This window comes from Alcanivorax sp. (genome assembly GCF_040118815.1).
Classification (GTDB): domain Bacteria; phylum Pseudomonadota; class Gammaproteobacteria; order Pseudomonadales; family Alcanivoracaceae; genus Alcanivorax.
The window spans coordinates 12,714-27,840 of the sequence record NZ_JBEDTC010000020.1 but is presented as its reverse complement, the minus strand read 5'-3'; the positions used below and the strand labels follow the sequence as shown (position 1 = coordinate 27,840).

The following is a 15,127-nucleotide window of genomic DNA, read 5'->3' as shown; positions in this document are numbered from 1 at the left end:
TGTCGGCGCTTGGAGCCGCCATGAGAAAGCTGGTGCACATCGCTTACGGCGTACTGGCGCACCAGAAAGAATATGAACCACAACCCATGTGAGAGGGTTGTAGTTCATTAGGAGAGACGGTATCTACGGAAACCAGCAGAACTTACTGCTTGATCCCTTCCACAGAAATAATAATCTCCACGGTTTCTGAAGCCGGACCCAAGTTCTTGGTGATGCCGAAGTCGGATAGCGTCAGTGTCGTGGATGCTTCCAGGCCCATGCGGTAGCCGCCCCAGGGATCATCGCCGTAACCGATCATTTTGGCATCCAGTGTTACCGGTTTGGTCACGCCATGCAGGGTGAAGTCGCCGATGATTTTTGCGGTTTTCTCGCCGGTTTTTTCAATTTTTGTGCTCTTGAAGGTGGCGGTGGGGTACTCGTTCACATCCAGGAAATCATCGCCGCGCAGGTGCTTGTCACGCTCGGCGTGGTTGCTGTCCACGCTGGCAGTCTGGATGGTGGCGGTTACCTGGCTGTTCTCCGGGTTTTCAGCGTCCACGGTGAAGGTGCCGTTGAAATCATTGAAGCGGCCATACAGCCAGCTGTAGCCCAGGTGGGAAATTTTAAAGGTGACAAACTGGTGGGCGCCTTTTTTGTCGAACTGGTAGGTACCGCCGGGCTGGTCGGCAAGCGCCATGCTGCTGAGCAGTAGCGCCAGGGCGGGGACGGTAATTTTTTTCAATAACGTCAACATAAGCTGAAGCTCCGGTTGTGATAATTAAGAAGGATGATGGGTGTTGGTTGAGATGCGTGAAGGCTCGCGCGGCGACAGGCCGAGAATGCGCCGCAGGGTATCGTCGCGATCGAAAAGGTGATGTTTGACGGCGGCCAGTGCGTGGACGCCAGCGAGTCCGATTACCGCCCAGGTAACCCAATAGTGGATCATCCCGGCGGTGTCCTCCAGGCCGGTCTGATGGCCGCTCACGGAAGGAACGGAAAACCAGTTGAACACAGCCACAGAAGAGCCATCGGCGCTGCTGATTAGATAGCCGCTGACCATGGCCACGAATAACAACAGATACAAGGCCCAGTGAGTGAGATGGGCGCTGATTTTTTCCCAGGGCTTGTGAGTTGGCAGTGGTGCTGGCGGCGGTGAAATAAAGCGCCAGCCCAAGCGCAGAACCATGGTGATAAACAAGAGAATGCCAATGCTGCGGTGCAGGTCCGGGCCCTTGCGATACCAGGGATCGTAATAGCCCAGGTCCACCATATAAAAGCCCAGCGCGAACAGGCCGATCACCGCCAGTGCCACTAGCCAGTGGAATAGCAAGGCAATAGCGCCAAAGCGTTGCGGGTCGTTACGCAGTTTCATGGTGGTTCCCTTCCGGTGTTGCTGCCCGTGTTGTTGGGCGATCCCTTGTTGTTCAGAGTGCACGCGGCGCGTCAGGTTCCGGCGTATACAAAACTTACAGGCGTTATGCCGCTGGGACTAGCTTGTCGGCATTGCGAGTCGGGACACAGCGCAAAAAACTGAACGGTTTGATCGACTGTCCTGTTGATTGCCGCTTTTCAGGGGCTCCTCAATTGCCTCAGCGGCCCGGCCTTCTGCTACTCTTATGGTTTATGGAATGAGGGAGAGCGGCCTTGAGCTGGGATGAGCAACAACTGCAGACACACTTGGATGCCATGGCGGCGGCCATCAATGACCGCTTTGGCGACAAGGCGCCGCTGCTGGTGGGAATCGAATCCGGGGGTGCGTGGGTGGCGCAGGCGCTAAATGCGCGCTTGCCTGAGGCGCTGCCGTTGGGCTCGCTGAACCCGGCTTTTTACCGGGATGACTTTGATACCCGAGGCCTCAAGCCGAAAGTGACACCCTCCAAGCTGCCGTTTGATGTGGATGGCCAGCATATTTTGCTGGTGGATGATGTGCTGATGACCGGGCGCACCATTCGCGCGGCCATGAACGAGCTGTTCGATTTCGGTCGCCCGGCGTCTATCTCCCTGGTGGTGCTGTTCGACATCGGCCACCGGCAATTGCCAATTCGTGCCGATATTTGTGGGGAAACTTTGGCATTGCCACCCCATCAACGGGTAGAATTACGCGGGCCCTCTCCGTTGATTGCCGAGATTCGCAATCTGGTGGTTGAGGACGATACAGAGACAAGGTCATAAGAATGACGTCGACGCTTGCGCCATCCTCCCGCGTACAACTTACCGACGACGGTAAGCTTCGCCATTTTCTCACCACTGAGCATCTCCCCCGTTCCCTGCTGGAAGACATTCTCGATACCGCTGCCAGCTTTGTGGATGTGGGTGGCCGGGCCATCAAGAAAGTCCCGCTGCTGCGCGGCAAGACCGTGGTGAACCTGTTCTTTGAATCCAGCACCCGTACCCGCAGCACCTTTGAACTGGCCGCCCAGCGACTGAGCGCGGACGTGCTCAACCTGGATATTGCCAAATCGGCCACCAGCAAGGGCGAAACGCTACTCGATACCCTGCGCAACCTGGAAGCCATGGCGGCGGACATGTTCGTGGTGCGCCATCAGGATTCCGGGGCGCCGTTCTTCATTGCCAACGAAGTCACCCCCAGTGTGGCGGTGATCAACGCTGGCGACGGGCGTCATGCCCACCCCACTCAGGCCATGCTCGACATGTATACCATCCGCCACTACAAAGGCGGTTTTGCCGGGCTGAAAGTGGCCATTGTCGGCGACATCCTGCATTCCCGGGTAGCTCGCTCCCAGGTGCATGCGCTGAACATCCTCGGTGCCGAGGAAGTGCGCCTGATTGGCCCCAAGACATTGTTGCCGGTGGATGCCGAAGCGCTAGGCGCCACCGTGTTCACGGACATGGCCCAGGGCCTGAAAGACGTGGATGTGGTGATCATGCTGCGCCTGCAGAAAGAGCGCATGGACTCTGCGCTGCTGCCCAGTGAAGGCGAGTTCTTCCGGCTCTACGGATTGAACAACGACAAACTCCAGTTCGCCAAGGATGACGCCATTGTTATGCACCCCGGCCCGATCAACCGCGGCGTGGAGATCGCCTCGGAAGTGGCAGACGGCCCCCGTTCGGTAATCCTTAACCAGGTGACCTTTGGTATCGCCGTGCGCATGGCCGTCATGTCCATGGCGATCAGTGGCCAGGACAGTGACAACAGTGCTTTGGTCGCCCCGGTAGAAGGAACAGGAGGTGCCCGTGGCCAGCGCTAACCGTAACCGCGCCCATATCCTGATCCGTAAAGGGCGGGTGATTGATCCGGCCAGTGGCCGGGATGATGTGGCGGACCTGCTAATCGAGAATGGCCGTCTGACCCGTATCGGCGCCAGCCTGGATGCGCCGGGGGCCGATATTGTCGAGGCCGATGGCCTCTGGGTGTTGCCCGGTCTGGTGGATGCCTGTGTGCACCTGTCGTTGCCGGGAAGCGGTCGCACTGGCGATATCGCCAGCGAAACTCGTGCGGCCGCTGCCGGGGGGATTACCCATCTTGCCGCCCAGCCCGACTGTGGCCCGGTGGATTCCACCGCGGTGGTGCGGTTGATCCGTGAGCAGGCCGGCCAGGCCGGGTTTGCCCGGATCATGCCGATTGCGGCCATGACTCAAGGTTTGCTGGGCGAACAGCTGGCAGAGATGTCGACCCTGGCCCGCGCGGGGTGTATAGCCGTAGGCAATGCCGGCGGCAAGGTGGCTAATGCGCTGGTGCTCAAGCGGAGCCTGGAATACGCCGCCACCTTTGATCTGCCGGTGATGTTCCGTCCGCAGGATTCGGCGCTTAGCGCCGGGGGCTGTGCCCACGAGGGGCCGGTGGCGACCCGTCTCGGTTTGCCCGGTATCCCCGCCGTGGCAGAAAGTGTGGACCTGTCCCGCGACCTGCTGTTGGTTGAAGCTACCGGGGTGCGGGCGCACTTCCAGCAGATCTCCAGCCGTGATTCCCTGCGCTTACTGCGCGCCGCCAAACGGCGGGGCCTGCCGGTGACAGCGGATGTGAGCATCCAGCACCTGCTGCTGGATGAGTCGGCGCTGGAAGGTTTCAACAGCCACTGCCATGTGATTCCGCCCCTGCGCAGCGCCGCGGACCGGGAGGCCCTGCTGGAGGCCGTGGCCGATGGCACCATCGACGCTATCTGTTCTCAGCACACGCCCATTGGCTCCTCTAGCAAGGCGGCACCGTTCCCGGCCACCAAGCCGGGTATGGCCGGGCTGGATGTGCTGCTGTCGTTGGTGTTGCAGTTGGTGGACGAGGGCAAGCTGGACCTGTTACGTGCCCTGGATGCGGTCACCGCGGCCCCGGCCCGTTGCCTGGGAATCCAGGCTGGCCAGCTGGAAACCGGTCGCCCCGCCAGCCTCTGTGTGCTGGACCCGGCGGGCGTCAAGGACCTCTGCGAAGACTGGCTGTCCGCAGGCAACAACTCCCCCTGGCGCAATGCCCAGCTCAAGGGCAGCGTGAAACTGACGGTGTGTCAGGGCAAGGTGAGCTGGCTGTCGGATTGAGTCAGCGGCCAGCTACGAAGCCGCTGTAGGCGTTCCCTGGAAGAGAACGCCTACAAAGTGCGGCTTACCCCTTGTTCAGCTGAAACACTTCCCCCCTCAGATCGGCTTCCCCGATCACCCCCGGTGCCACGCGCCAGCGCCCTTCCCTGTCTTGAAAAATCAGGGCCGGCGTGCCCTGCAGGCCCAGCCCGATCATCAGTGCGGTGTTGTTCTGGATCTGGCTGCGGATGGCAGCGGGGACCCGCTCCAGTGGGCGGATACCGCCGTCATCGTAGTGCGCCTCGTGCTCAGCCAGGGCGGCGGTCGGGTCCGGGGCGGCCAGCACGGCACCGCCTTGAGTAAAGCTGCGTTTGGGATTGATCAGCCCGACGATAATGTGGCGTACCTGCAACACGTTGTCCTCGTCTTCGATCATCGGCTGCATGTTTTCCCACAATCTGGCGCAGTAGGGGCAGGCCATATCCGTGAACACATAAGCCACCCGTTGCGGCTGCTGTGCACCTTCAGCTACCCAGGTGCTGGCTTCCAGCTTGGCCAGCAGGCTGTCCATGGAGGGTTCGTCGTTGGCCTGACCGATCAGTGGCATCAGCAGGGTGAGCAGCAAGGCAGCAGGTTTGATCATGGAGTGTCTCCCGTAAGGTGTTGGCTGAGGAAGTGATGCAGGCTGGCGTCGGACAGGGGGCCAAAATGGCGCCCTACTTCCCGGCCCTGCTGATCGAATAAAAGGGTTAGCGGCAGGCCACGATTGCCCGCATAGCGGCCCAGGTCCGTATGTGGGTCCAGTAACAGGTGCTCAAAGTGCAGCTGCCCTTCGGTGAGGTACTGGCGGACCTGATTGGGGTTTTCTCCCTGATTGGCAAGAATAAAGCGAACGCCGGGATAGCGCTGTTGCCCGGCCTCAAGCACGGGCATTTCCCGCCGGCACGGCGGGCACCAGGAGGCCCACAGGTTCACCAGCGTTACCCCGCTGGATGCGACGTCCAGTGTGGTGGCCTCTCCTTGCAGGTTATACAGGGTGACCTCCGGTAGTGTGCTGGGCGTTGGCGACAAGGCTTCCAGTGCGGCAAATGCCAACGTCATGCTGAGCAGCGCTGCGGCACTGGCGGACACCAGCGCGGCGCGAACATGGCGCTGCCGGTAAAGGCTGACGGCCAGCACCGGCAGCGCCAGTAATGCTCCGGGCCACCACCAGCCCCCGTCACGGATATCCAGCATGGCCAGCCAGGATTCATATTGGCTGTTATAGCGCAATAAGAACGCCAGGCGGGCGCCGAGCACGGCAGTGATGGCAATCCGCCAGAGCGTTGCTTCGATGTGTTGCCCACGCCGTTGCCACCACAGGCTGGTCAGGGTGGCGGCGAGAAACCCGATCAGGACCACGAAGGTGCCTGCCGGCAGCGCGAGGGGGCCAATAATGACAGCGTCCACGGTATCTCCAGTCAGGGAAGCGCCAGTGTGCCCCGGCCGCATTAACCGTGGGTTAACCGGTGGCACCGACACTGGGCTGCAACTTGCGCAGCCTAACCGGGTCAGAGCCACATGCATATTTTATTGATCGAAGATGACGCCTTGCTGGGTGATGGTATTCAGGCCGGGCTGCAGGCCATGGGGTTTACCGTGGCCTGGGTGACGCGTGCGCGGGAAGGGCTGGCTGCCTGGAAAAGCGTGGAGTTCGATGCGCTGGTGCTGGATCTGGGGCTGCCTGACCAGGATGGGGGCCAGGCCCTTTGCCAGTGGCGCGACGCCGGGCTCACTGCGCCGGTATTGATCCTCACTGCCCGGGACGCGGTGCAGGACCGCATTGATGGCTTGCAGCGTGGTGCCGATGATTACCTGGTCAAGCCGTTTGATCTGGGCGAACTGGCGGCGCGTTTGCAGGCACTGCTGCGCCGTAGTCGCGGCCAGGCGAGTCCGTTGATTGAACATGGCCGGGTACGGGTGGACCCGTTTCGCCAGCAGGTCTGGCTGGCGGATCAGGAGGTGGAATTGCAACGGCGGGAGATGGCGTTGTTGCTTGCCTTGTTGCAAAGCCGGGGTCGGCTACTCACGGCGGACCAGCTGGCCGACCGTGTCTATGGCTGGGTGGATGGCGTGGAGAGCAATGCGCTGGCGGTGCATATCCATAACCTGCGCCGCAAGCTGGGCAGCGGCATTGTGGAAACCGTGCGCGGTGGCGGGTATCGCCTGGGGGCGCCGTCGTGATGGCGCGCTCGCTGCGCTCCCGGGTGTTGTGGCTGGTGGCGTTCAGTTTGCTGAGCGTCTGGCTGCTGCTGGCACTGTGGTTACACAATACCGTCAAGCAGCATCTGGGCACGGCGCTGGACCAGCGTCTGGCGGCGTCTGCACGGATGGTGGCCTCCATGGCCAATGCCAGTGCACCGGCGTTATCTGCCAAGCCGGAGCTGCAGGCGGTGGTAAATAGCGGGCTGTTTTGCCAGGTGATGAACTTGCGTGGCGAGATTCTGGCGCGCTCCGGCGGCGCGCCGTCCGCCCACCTTGCCAGCAGCCAGGACGGCTTTACAGAGCGCTCCCTGGCGGGTGAGCGCTGGCGCGTTTATACCGTCAGCCAGGGGCAGGTACGGGTTGCCACCGCCGAACCCATGGCGGTGCGTGAATCGTTGCTGGCGACTCTGGCCTGGGCATTGCTGGTGGGATTGTTGCTGGCCCTGCTGGGGGCGTGGTTGGCGGTGCGCTGGGCCGTGAGCCGCGGCCTGGCGCCGCTGGACACGGTGCGTAAGGAGTTTGAGTCGCGCCCGGTGCAGGCGGCGTCAGCGACACCCAGCGCGGCCGGGATCACGGAGTTGGTGCCCCTGGTGGCGGCGCTGGACCGCTGGGCTGATCAGGCACGGCAAGCGTTGTTGCGCGAGCGGCGCCTGACCGACGATCTGGCCCACGAACTGCGTACGCCACTGGCTGCCCTGAAAACCCAGTTGCAGGTGGCCCGCTTGAAGTTGCCCCCGGATGCACCGGCTATGGCGGCACTGGCGGCGGCGGAAAACGCCAGCTCGCGAATGGCAGATAACCTGCAGCAGCTGTTGGCGCTGGCCCGCCTGGATGGGGTGCCGCAGAGTTGTCCGCGCCCGGTGCAGGAAGTTATCGATGACAGTCTGGCCCAGCTCGCCGGGCATCCGCAGCGTGCGGCAGTGCAGCGGGATGACGTGACGTGTGCGGGAATGGAGTTGGCGTCCCCTTCCCTGGCCAGCCTGGCATTACGCAACCTGCTGGAGAACGCGTTGCGCTATACGCCGCCGGGTGAGCCGGTGTGGATTCGGGTGGTGGCAGATGCGTCTGGCCTGCACATCCATGTGGAAGATCAGGGGCCGGGGATAACGGCCAATGCGGAGGCCTTGTGCACGCGTGGGCACCGGGGGGATCGGGGGCAAACCGGACTGGGGCTGGCTATTGTTGCCTCGGTGATGGCCCGCAGTGGCGGTCAACTGGCGCTGGAAAACCGTGCCGGCGCCGGGCTCCGCGCAACCTTGAGCTGGCCGCTTACGGGTAGCGCTTGAACATGTCCTCGACGGCTTTTTCGATGTGCGCGCTGCGGCGCTCGCTGCTCATGTCGTCGTGCAGTTCGTCGCGGCTGGTTGCCTGCCAGACCACATCCTTGCTCTGCTGGTCGATCAGTTGCACCACCAGTTTGTATTCCTCGGTGATTTCACCCTCGGTGGGGGTGCTGGCGCCCAGGCCAATGTTGTTGCGGGTAAGGCCGAAGCCAAACTGAAAGGTGGAGCCATCGTAGCGTTGCTCCCGCTTGAAGAAATGCTTCACTTGCACATCGGCCTGGCCCGCGGCGGTGGCCGTCAGGCCCTTGGCGGCCAGCGCCTGTTTCAGGGCAGCCTGGGCGCGTTGGTCATCCAGCTCGCGGGGCTTGTCTTCGTCTTGGGGGACGAAGGCGTAGGTGCGGTATTGCTGAAGATCGGTACCGGATTGGCTGTCGATCACCACCGGGCTGACGCAGGCGCTGAGCAGCAGTGCAGTGGCGAGCACCAGTAGTGCCTGGATCGGTAAGCGTTGCATGGCAATCTCCTGACGTTGAGCTGATGCTCTTATTCTACGCTTTACGCGTCATTTCCGGGTGAGGATCGTCACCGGTGGATAATCGGCGGCTGGCTGACGAGGCGTTCACACTGTCACCCCTGGACAAGGTAAGGCAGCAGCATCGCGAATCCGTTCCCCGAGATAGCGCGCGGCCTGTCCGGCGTACTGTCCATCGGCGTAGATCAGGTACAGATCCACCATGCGCTCAACGCCTTCATCCAACGCCAGCACCTTGAGCGCTCCGGTATCCAGGCCATCCCCAATTTCCGCTTCCGGCACCCAGGCAAAGCCAAGTCCGCGGCGGATAGCGGCAATGCGGGTGGAGGCATGGGTGACAGTCCAGCGCTGTTCAGCGCCCAGCCAGCCGGAATCAATGCGGCGGCTGCCGGAATCGCGGATGACGATCTGGCGGTGCTGGCGGAGATCTTCGTGGGTCAGTTGTTCTGCCTGGGCCAGCGGGTGGTCGGCGGCGGCGACGGCGAGGAAGCGCACGCGCATTAGCGGGTCGCCAAAAAAACCTGGCGGAACGCGCCCGCCAACCACCACATCCGCTTCTTTGCGCAGCAGGGCTTCATCGGAGCCGGACAGAATGGTTTCGCTGTATTCCACCCGGGTCAGCGGGCTGTGCTGGGCGAAGGCATCCAGGGCGGAAAGCATGCAATGCTGGGGAAACAGGCCGTCGGCGGCTACCCGGACCAGGGGTTCCCAGCCCTGACTAAGCTGGATGGCGGCGCCTTCGATGCGGCTGGCTTCCTCCACCAGGACCTTGGCCTGGCGGTACAGCATTTGCCCGGTTTCGGTGAGTTTGGCGCGGCGCCCTTCCAGCGTGAAGGCGCGAACCCCCAGCTCGGTTTCGATTTTCTGCACCGCGTAACTGATCGCCGACTGGCTCTTGTCCAGCGCCTCGGCGGCGCTGGCGTAGCCGCCTTCATCCACCACGGCGAGCAGCGCGTGCCACTGGTCTAGCGTGATCCTGGCTGACATATCGAAATTCCTGAGCTAAATGTGCAGATTTATCCCGTTTTATATCGTATTTACTGAAACCACAATAGGTCTATCGAAACAATCGACTCGGTGCGTTGGCGCCGACTGCACCATAAGACAGGTAAAGGAGTTGATGTCATGAATATTCTGGTCATTAAAAGCAGTGTTTTCGGCGATAACGGTAATTCGTCCGCGCTGGTCAACACCCAGGTGGAGGCGCTGAAAGCGCAACATTCTGATGCCACGGTGGTGGTCCGTGATCTCTCCACAGACCCGATTCCGCACCTGGACGGCGAGCGCGTCGGGGCCTTCTTTACCCCGGCGGATCAGCGTAGCGATGATCAACAGGCGGTGGACGCGTTTTCCATGGTACTGATTGACGAACTGAAAGCGGCGGATCACATCGTGCTTGGCCTGCCCATGTACAACTTCGGTATTCCCAGCCAGCTGAAGAGCTGGATTGATCATGTGGCACGGGCGGGGGTTACTTTCCGCTACACCGAAAGTGGCCCGCAGGGTTTGCTGGACAGCAAGCCGGTGACGGTGCTGGCGGCCCGTGGTGGTATTTATGCCGGCACCGACAACGATACGGTTACCCCGTATATCAAATTGTTCTTTGGCTTTATTGGCATGACTGACGTGAACTTCGTTTACGCGGAAGGGCTCAACATGGGCGACGATGTCAAAAAGAAGGCTCTGGAAGAAGCGAAGGCCGCAGTTAGTTGAAAGTTGAAAGTTGAAAAGCGCGGGCAGGCGCGCAAGGGTTTTGAACGTTTGTGCCCGCGCCGTTATCGATAATCGCGGGTAGCACCTTCCAGATACGATAACCTCGTCCGCGTTTCAACTTTAAACTTTGAATTTTCAACTCAAGCATGCTGAAGCCCGGTACAAAGATCAGGAGACATCATGGGACTGTTAGTCGACGGAAAATGGCAGGATAAGTGGTACGACACCAAAAGCACCGGTGGGCGTTTCAAACGCTCAGAAAGCCAGTTTCGCAACTGGGTAACGGCTGACGGTAGCGCCGGTCCATCGGGCGATGGCGGTTTTGCGGCAGAAAGTGGGCGTTATCATCTGTATGTGTCCTATGCGTGCCCCTGGGCCCATCGCGCTCTGGTCGTGCGTGCCTTGAAAGGCTTGCAGGATCACATCGGCGTCTCCGTGGTGCATCCGCATATGCTGGAGAGCGGTTGGGAATTGGATGACGGGTTTGACGGTGCCACGGGGGATGCCCTGTACGGTTTCAGCAAACTGTATGAGCTGTACCTGAAAGCGGATAACCACTACACCGGCCGCGTGACCGTTCCGGTGCTTTGGGACACGCAGCGCGAAACCGTTGTCAGCAATGAATCCGCAGAGATTATTCGCATGCTTAACACCAGCTTCGATGATCTGGGCGCCACGCCGGGGAATTACTATCCGCAAGCGCTCAGGGCGGACATCGATGCCATCAATGAGCGGGTGTATCACGACGTGAATAACGGCGTGTACAAGAGCGGTTTTGCCACCAGCCAGGAGGCCTACGACGAAGCAGTTGTGACTCTGTTTGAACGTCTTGATGAGTTGGAAGAGCGCTTGGCGAAAAGCCGCTATCTGGTCGGTAATACACTGACCGAAGCGGACATACGCTTATGGACCACGCTGGTTCGTTTTGATTCGGTCTACGTCACGCATTTCAAGTGTGACCGAAAGCGCATCAGTGACTACCCGAATCTGCAAAGTTTTTTGAAAGATATTTATCAGCTGCCCGGTGTGGCAGACACCGTGAATATGGCGCATATCCGTCATCACTATTTCTGTAGCCACCCGACGGTGAATCCCCACGGAATTATCTCTATCGGCCCACAGCTGGACTGGTCCTCGCCCCACGGCCGCGAACGCCTGGGAGAAAGAAAAATCAGTGGCTAGCTATGAGCTGATAACGGCGAGAAAAACCAAACCGGGTTTTTCTTTAACTGGCAGCTAGAGGCTAGTCGCTCGTCGCTGTTTATCACAGGAGGTTCCCATGGAACGCACAATGCTCAACACGCTTCGCGCGATGGATACATCCGATGGTGCCGGTGTTCGATTGAAGCGGGCACTGGGCAGTAATCCTGCGGTGCGCCTGGATCCGTTTCTGATGTTGGATGCCTTTTGTTCTGACAAGCCAGAGGACTACATCGCCGGTTTCCCGCCGCATCCGCATCGGGGGTTTGAAACGGTTACTTACCTGGTGGAAGGCCATATGCGTCACCGGGACCACTTGGGCAATGAGGGCGACCTCAAGCAGGGTGGAGTGCAATGGATGACCGCCGGGCGTGGCATTATTCATGAAGAAATGCCGCAACAGAAAGATGGAATGCTGCGGGGGTTTCAGTTGTGGATTAACTTGCCGGCGGCGGAAAAAATGCAGCCTGCCGGGTATCGGGATATTACCGATATCGAGATGCCGCGATTGGACCTGGCTAGTGGCGGGCAAGTCAAAGCCATTGCCGGTGAAGTGACGATTGCCGAACAGGCGCTGAGTGCACCGGTGAAAGGCGGTAAGACCGACCCCTTGTATCTGGACGTTGTCCTGCGCCCGAATGAAACCCTGACAGTGCCAATCCAGTCGGGCTACAACGCCTTTATATACCTGTTCGAAGGCCGAGTTAGTGTGGCAGGCGAGGCACTGGAAACCGACCACCTGGCCACGTTCACCGATGGCGACAGTGTCACACTGGTGGCTGGGAAAAAAGGCGCGCGCTTGCTATTGCTGGCGGGTAAGCCGATTGGTGAACCCATCGCCCAGTACGGCCCTTTTGTGATGAATACCCAAGAGGAAATTAATCAGGCCTTGCGCGATTATCGCGACGGAGCGCTGACCGCCGAGCCGTCATTGCTATAACGATGGCCTGGAAGCGAGAGGCGAGTAACGAGTTTCGAAAGGCAACACCTCTTTGGGGTTAAGGTTTTCGCGAATCGCAACTCGCTTCTCGCATTTTTTCTAGCGCGAAGCGATCACCCAGACTGCATGGACAATACCGGGAATATAGCCAAGCAGGGTCAGCACAATATTGATCCAGAAATGTTTGCCAATGCCTTCCTGCAAGAATACGCCCAGCGGAGGCAAAAGAATGGCGATGAGAATGCGAAGTAGATCCATATGCTGCTCCCTCTTTCTATGCAATGCGTTGGCTTTAGAAGATAAAGGTAAAGGTGTGGGCCACGCGAGGCATGGCCCAGCCAATATCATTACGTTTATCTCTCTATCGCCGTCAAATCTTCGGTCCGCGACCTTTCACTGCATTGACGACCAAGCTGACGACCAGCAGTATCAGGAAAATAAAGAAAATGATTTTGGCAATAGAGGCCGCACCGGAGGCGATGCCGCCAAAGCCAAGTACGCCGGCAATAATTGCCACGATAAGAAATGTCAGAGCCCATCCAAGCATAATCGTTACCTCATCCATGGTTGGTGTGGATTGCACTATCCACTACACCGTAACGTTTTCATATTGGTGTTGGCCCGGAACGATTCGACTATTTGACCCTTTTTGACATTTTATTTGTTACAGCTGGGATTGCCGATCCAGCCATTTATCCACGGGTGGCGGCGAAAAATTCCGGAAATGATCCAGCAGCGTGGCCGGATCTGTATCCACTTGAAGAAGCTCGTGATGTTCTGTCTTGAGAAAGCCTTCTTCCACACTGTGTTGCAGAAAATTGTTCAGGAAATCGTAATAGTGGTTCACGTTTAGCAGGGCGCAGGGTTTTTGATGAAACCCCAGTTGTGCCCAGGTAAGAATTTCAAAAATCTCTTCAAGGGTACCCATTCCCCCGGGCAGGGCAATAAAACCATCGGACTGATCTGCCATGGCGGCTTTACGCTCGTGCATGGAATCGACCACCTGGAGCTCGGTCAGGTGATCATTGCCGATTTCCCGGCGCATCAAGGCCTGCGGAATAATGCCGATGACTTCGCCGCCCTGGCGCATAACCGCATTGGCAATGGCGCCCATCACGCCAACGCTGGCGCCGCCGTAAACCAGCCCGATATTGCGGCGCACGAGTTCATCGGCCAGCGCTTCGGCGGCTTGAATGTAGACCGGGTTGTTGCCGGGGCTGGAACCGCAATAGACGCAAATTCTTTTCATGGGTATCGCCTTTTTTTGTTGTCACTTGTGGCGGTTGCAGGGGGCGCCACAATAGACGCAAACCATTCAGTATCGAGTTGCGAGAATTGAGTGACGAAAAGCAAAGCCGGGAAAGCTTGTTTAAATTTTTCGCAACTCGCAACTCGCAACTCGTGGCTAATCGCTTGGTTTTTACCCCGCCACTGCGGTGGGTTTGCTCACCAATCGCTCCGCCGGAAAATGGCAGGTAAAGGTGCTGCCCTTGCTTAGCTCACTGGTGATTTCCAGGCGACCGTTATGGCGGATCATTACGTGTTTAACGATGGCCAGCCCCAGGCCAGTGCCGCCGGTTTGGGTGACGCGGCTGTTGTCCGGTCGATAAAAACGTTCGGTCAGGCGGGGAATATGGGCCGGGTCGATACCGATGCCATCGTCGGTGACAGACAGGTGCGCGCCGTGGGCATCTTGCCACCAGCGGATGTGGATGGTGCCTTCGGCCGGAGTGTATTTCACCGCGTTGGTAATCAGGTTGCCGAAGGCGCTTTCCAGTTCGGCGGGATTGGCGATTAGCCGGGCATCAATGGGCACATCCAGTTCGATGTGATGGTGCTTGTCGCTGCTGATGGCCAGTGCATTGTCCTTCATGCGGTTGAGCATGCCGTGCACCGGCACCGCCTGGCGGACACTGTCGGCTTCGGTGCCTTCCAGTCGGGCCAGCAGTAACAGGTCGGCCACCAGTGCTTCCATGCGGTTGGACTGGTTGTCCATCTGTACCAGCGCCCGGCGCAAGCGTGCCTGTTCGTCGGGGATGGTATCCAGCAGGGTTTCCAGGTAGCCCTTGAGTACGGTGAGCGGTGTTTTCAGTTCGTGGCTGACGTTGGCGACGAAGTCTTTGCGCATCTGTTCCAGGTGGTGCAGGCGAGTCACATCCCGGGCCATGAGCAATTGCTCACCGACACCAAACTCGGTGACATGGAACTGGAGGATACGGTTGTCGTTCACCGGGGATGGAATTTCCAGCGCTTCGTCAAAGTCGCTTTTGTTCAGGTACTCGGTGAAGCGTGGATGGCGAATCAGGTTGGTAAGCGGCTGGCCCAGATCCTGGTTGGCATTGAAGCCCATGGCGTGTTCTGCGGCATGGTTCCAGTATTCCAGGTAGCCATGCTGATCGATCAGGATGACCACATCGTCCAGGGCGTTCACCGATTGTTGGGCGCGGTGAATAATGCCCTGCAGGTTTTCCTGGGCGCGGCGTTCTTTCTGGAATAAATGTTCGAGGCGGGTATAAAACTCGCCCCACAGGCCGATGCTATCCGGTGGTTCGGTATGATCATCGCGGACCAGCCAGCTGTACAGGGCGAAGAGTTGGCGGGTGCTCCAGAAAATATACCCCACCAGCCCTACTAGCAGGGGCCAGATGTGTCCCACTGCCAGGGCAGCAAGGGCGGCCAGAAAAATCAGGCCGGCTATGCGATTTACTTCCTTGGCCAGGCTGGCTTTCATGCGTCAGTCACCGCGATTCGTTACCGTGTGCGCAGGTT

General features: G+C 59.4%; 18 protein-coding genes. 8 read left to right on the top strand and 10 right to left on the bottom strand.

Going from position 1 to position 15,127, the window contains the following annotated elements:
- Window positions 1–142: 142 nt before the first annotated feature.
- Both ABNH18_RS15360 and ABNH18_RS15355 read right to left on the bottom strand, forming a co-directional pair.
- Window positions 143–733 (bottom strand): YceI family protein, encoded by a 591-nt coding sequence (locus ABNH18_RS15360; protein WP_349383684.1) that lies wholly within the window; start codon window positions 731–733, stop codon window positions 143–145.
- 24 nt (window positions 734–757) lie between these two features.
- The gene (locus ABNH18_RS15355; protein WP_349383683.1) at window positions 758–1,351 is read right to left on the bottom strand and encodes a cytochrome b; all 594 of its coding nucleotides are present in this window, start codon (window positions 1,349–1,351) and stop codon (window positions 758–760) included.
- A gap of 272 nt (window positions 1,352–1,623) precedes the next feature.
- Here ABNH18_RS15355 and pyrR point away from each other — a divergent pair, with 272 nt between their 5' ends.
- From pyrR to ABNH18_RS15340, 3 genes are read left to right on the top strand one after another with little or no spacing between them, the layout of a single operon-like run.
- Entirely contained in the window at window positions 1,624–2,151 is a 528-nt protein-coding gene (gene pyrR / locus ABNH18_RS15350) for a bifunctional pyr operon transcriptional regulator/uracil phosphoribosyltransferase PyrR (protein ID WP_349383682.1), read from the top strand.
- 2 nt (window positions 2,152–2,153) lie between these two features.
- The gene (locus ABNH18_RS15345; RefSeq protein ID WP_349383681.1) at window positions 2,154–3,188 is read left to right on the top strand and encodes an aspartate carbamoyltransferase catalytic subunit; all 1,035 of its coding nucleotides are present in this window, start codon (window positions 2,154–2,156) and stop codon (window positions 3,186–3,188) included.
- Window positions 3,175–4,467, top strand: a complete 1,293-nt coding sequence (locus ABNH18_RS15340; protein WP_349383680.1) for a dihydroorotase — start codon at window positions 3,175–3,177, stop codon at window positions 4,465–4,467. The genes ABNH18_RS15345 and ABNH18_RS15340 overlap by 14 nt, the downstream gene beginning before the upstream one ends.
- 64 nt (window positions 4,468–4,531) lie before the next feature.
- On the opposite strand, the gene dsbG is transcribed toward ABNH18_RS15340, so the two are convergent.
- A complete protein-coding gene (dsbG, locus tag ABNH18_RS15335) occupies window positions 4,532–5,089 on the bottom strand; it encodes a thiol:disulfide interchange protein DsbG (RefSeq protein WP_349383679.1) in 558 nt (185 codons plus the stop codon).
- A complete protein-coding gene (locus ABNH18_RS15330; RefSeq protein ID WP_349383678.1) occupies window positions 5,086–5,895 on the bottom strand; it encodes a prolipoprotein diacylglyceryl transferase family protein in 810 nt (269 codons plus the stop codon). The genes dsbG and ABNH18_RS15330 overlap by 4 nt, the downstream gene beginning before the upstream one ends.
- A 111-nt stretch (window positions 5,896–6,006) precedes the next feature.
- Between ABNH18_RS15330 and ABNH18_RS15325 the strand changes: the two genes are divergently transcribed.
- Window positions 6,007–6,669 (top strand): response regulator, encoded by a 663-nt coding sequence (locus tag ABNH18_RS15325; protein ID WP_063519776.1) that lies wholly within the window; start codon window positions 6,007–6,009, stop codon window positions 6,667–6,669.
- Complete coding sequence (locus ABNH18_RS15320) at window positions 6,669–7,976, top strand: ATP-binding protein (RefSeq protein ID WP_290517132.1); 1,308 nt, start codon at window positions 6,669–6,671, stop codon at window positions 7,974–7,976. The genes ABNH18_RS15325 and ABNH18_RS15320 overlap by 1 nt, the downstream gene beginning before the upstream one ends.
- Here the strand turns inward: ABNH18_RS15320 and ABNH18_RS15315 are convergent.
- Window positions 7,960–8,487, bottom strand: coding sequence for a DUF4136 domain-containing protein (locus ABNH18_RS15315; RefSeq protein WP_349383677.1), 528 nt, complete (start codon window positions 8,485–8,487; stop codon window positions 7,960–7,962). The two genes, ABNH18_RS15320 and ABNH18_RS15315, sit on opposite strands and share 17 nt — an antisense overlap.
- Window positions 8,488–8,592: 105 nt before the next feature.
- Window positions 8,593–9,492, bottom strand: coding sequence for a LysR family transcriptional regulator (locus ABNH18_RS15310; RefSeq protein WP_349383676.1), 900 nt, complete (start codon window positions 9,490–9,492; stop codon window positions 8,593–8,595).
- A 138-nt stretch (window positions 9,493–9,630) separates the two neighbouring features.
- Here ABNH18_RS15310 and ABNH18_RS15305 point away from each other — a divergent pair, with 138 nt between their 5' ends.
- The 3 genes from ABNH18_RS15305 (at window position 9,631) to ABNH18_RS15295 (ending at window position 12,358) form a co-directional block, all read left to right on the top strand.
- A complete protein-coding gene (locus tag ABNH18_RS15305; RefSeq protein WP_349383675.1) occupies window positions 9,631–10,218 on the top strand; it encodes an FMN-dependent NADH-azoreductase in 588 nt (195 codons plus the stop codon).
- Between the two features lie 180 nt (window positions 10,219–10,398).
- Window positions 10,399–11,400: a glutathione S-transferase family protein gene (locus tag ABNH18_RS15300; protein WP_349383674.1), complete on the top strand. Its 1,002-nt coding sequence runs from the start codon at window positions 10,399–10,401 to the stop codon at window positions 11,398–11,400.
- Between the two features lie 97 nt (window positions 11,401–11,497).
- Window positions 11,498–12,358, top strand: a complete 861-nt coding sequence (locus tag ABNH18_RS15295; RefSeq protein WP_349383673.1) for a pirin family protein — start codon at window positions 11,498–11,500, stop codon at window positions 12,356–12,358.
- Between the two features lie 99 nt (window positions 12,359–12,457).
- Here the strand turns inward: ABNH18_RS15295 and ABNH18_RS15290 are convergent, their stop codons facing one another.
- From ABNH18_RS15290 to phoR, 4 genes are all read right to left on the bottom strand, one after another.
- Complete coding sequence (locus ABNH18_RS15290) at window positions 12,458–12,616, bottom strand: YqaE/Pmp3 family membrane protein (RefSeq protein ID WP_349383672.1); 159 nt, start codon at window positions 12,614–12,616, stop codon at window positions 12,458–12,460.
- Window positions 12,617–12,728: 112 nt separating this feature from the next.
- The gene (locus ABNH18_RS15285) at window positions 12,729–12,941 is read right to left on the bottom strand and encodes a DUF1328 domain-containing protein (RefSeq protein ID WP_502876793.1); all 213 of its coding nucleotides are present in this window, start codon (window positions 12,939–12,941) and stop codon (window positions 12,729–12,731) included.
- Between the two features lie 81 nt (window positions 12,942–13,022).
- A complete protein-coding gene (locus tag ABNH18_RS15280) occupies window positions 13,023–13,607 on the bottom strand; it encodes an LOG family protein (RefSeq protein WP_349383671.1) in 585 nt (194 codons plus the stop codon).
- 171 nt (window positions 13,608–13,778) lie between these two features.
- A complete protein-coding gene (gene phoR / locus ABNH18_RS15275) occupies window positions 13,779–15,089 on the bottom strand; it encodes a phosphate regulon sensor histidine kinase PhoR (protein ID WP_349383670.1) in 1,311 nt (436 codons plus the stop codon).
- Window positions 15,090–15,127: the final 38 nt, after the last annotated feature.

Excerpts from the sequence above, each read along its gene's own strand:
- ABNH18_RS15280 (WP_349383671.1), bottom strand. The coding sequence starts at position 13,607 with ATGAAAAGAATTTGCGTCTATTGCGGTTCCAGCCCCGGCAACAACCCG.
- ABNH18_RS15295 (WP_349383673.1), top strand. The coding sequence starts at position 11,498 with ATGGAACGCACAATGCTCAACACGCTTCGCGCGATGGATACATCCGAT.
- ABNH18_RS15290 (WP_349383672.1), bottom strand. The coding sequence starts at position 12,616 with ATGGATCTACTTCGCATTCTCATCGCCATTCTTTTGCCTCCGCTGGGC.
- dsbG (WP_349383679.1), bottom strand. The coding sequence starts at position 5,089 with ATGATCAAACCTGCTGCCTTGCTGCTCACCCTGCTGATGCCACTGATC.
- phoR (WP_349383670.1), bottom strand. The coding sequence starts at position 15,089 with ATGAAAGCCAGCCTGGCCAAGGAAGTAAATCGCATAGCCGGCCTGATT.
- ABNH18_RS15345 (WP_349383681.1), top strand. The coding sequence starts at position 2,154 with ATGACGTCGACGCTTGCGCCATCCTCCCGCGTACAACTTACCGACGAC.
- ABNH18_RS15360 (WP_349383684.1), bottom strand. The coding sequence starts at position 733 with ATGTTGACGTTATTGAAAAAAATTACCGTCCCCGCCCTGGCGCTACTG.
- ABNH18_RS15310 (WP_349383676.1), bottom strand. The coding sequence starts at position 9,492 with ATGTCAGCCAGGATCACGCTAGACCAGTGGCACGCGCTGCTCGCCGTG.
- ABNH18_RS15355 (WP_349383683.1), bottom strand. The coding sequence starts at position 1,351 with ATGAAACTGCGTAACGACCCGCAACGCTTTGGCGCTATTGCCTTGCTA.
- ABNH18_RS15305 (WP_349383675.1), top strand. The coding sequence starts at position 9,631 with ATGAATATTCTGGTCATTAAAAGCAGTGTTTTCGGCGATAACGGTAAT.
- ABNH18_RS15325 (WP_063519776.1), top strand. The coding sequence starts at position 6,007 with ATGCATATTTTATTGATCGAAGATGACGCCTTGCTGGGTGATGGTATT.
- ABNH18_RS15315 (WP_349383677.1), bottom strand. The coding sequence starts at position 8,487 with ATGCAACGCTTACCGATCCAGGCACTACTGGTGCTCGCCACTGCACTG.
- ABNH18_RS15320 (WP_290517132.1), top strand. The coding sequence starts at position 6,669 with ATGGCGCGCTCGCTGCGCTCCCGGGTGTTGTGGCTGGTGGCGTTCAGT.
- ABNH18_RS15300 (WP_349383674.1), top strand. The coding sequence starts at position 10,399 with ATGGGACTGTTAGTCGACGGAAAATGGCAGGATAAGTGGTACGACACC.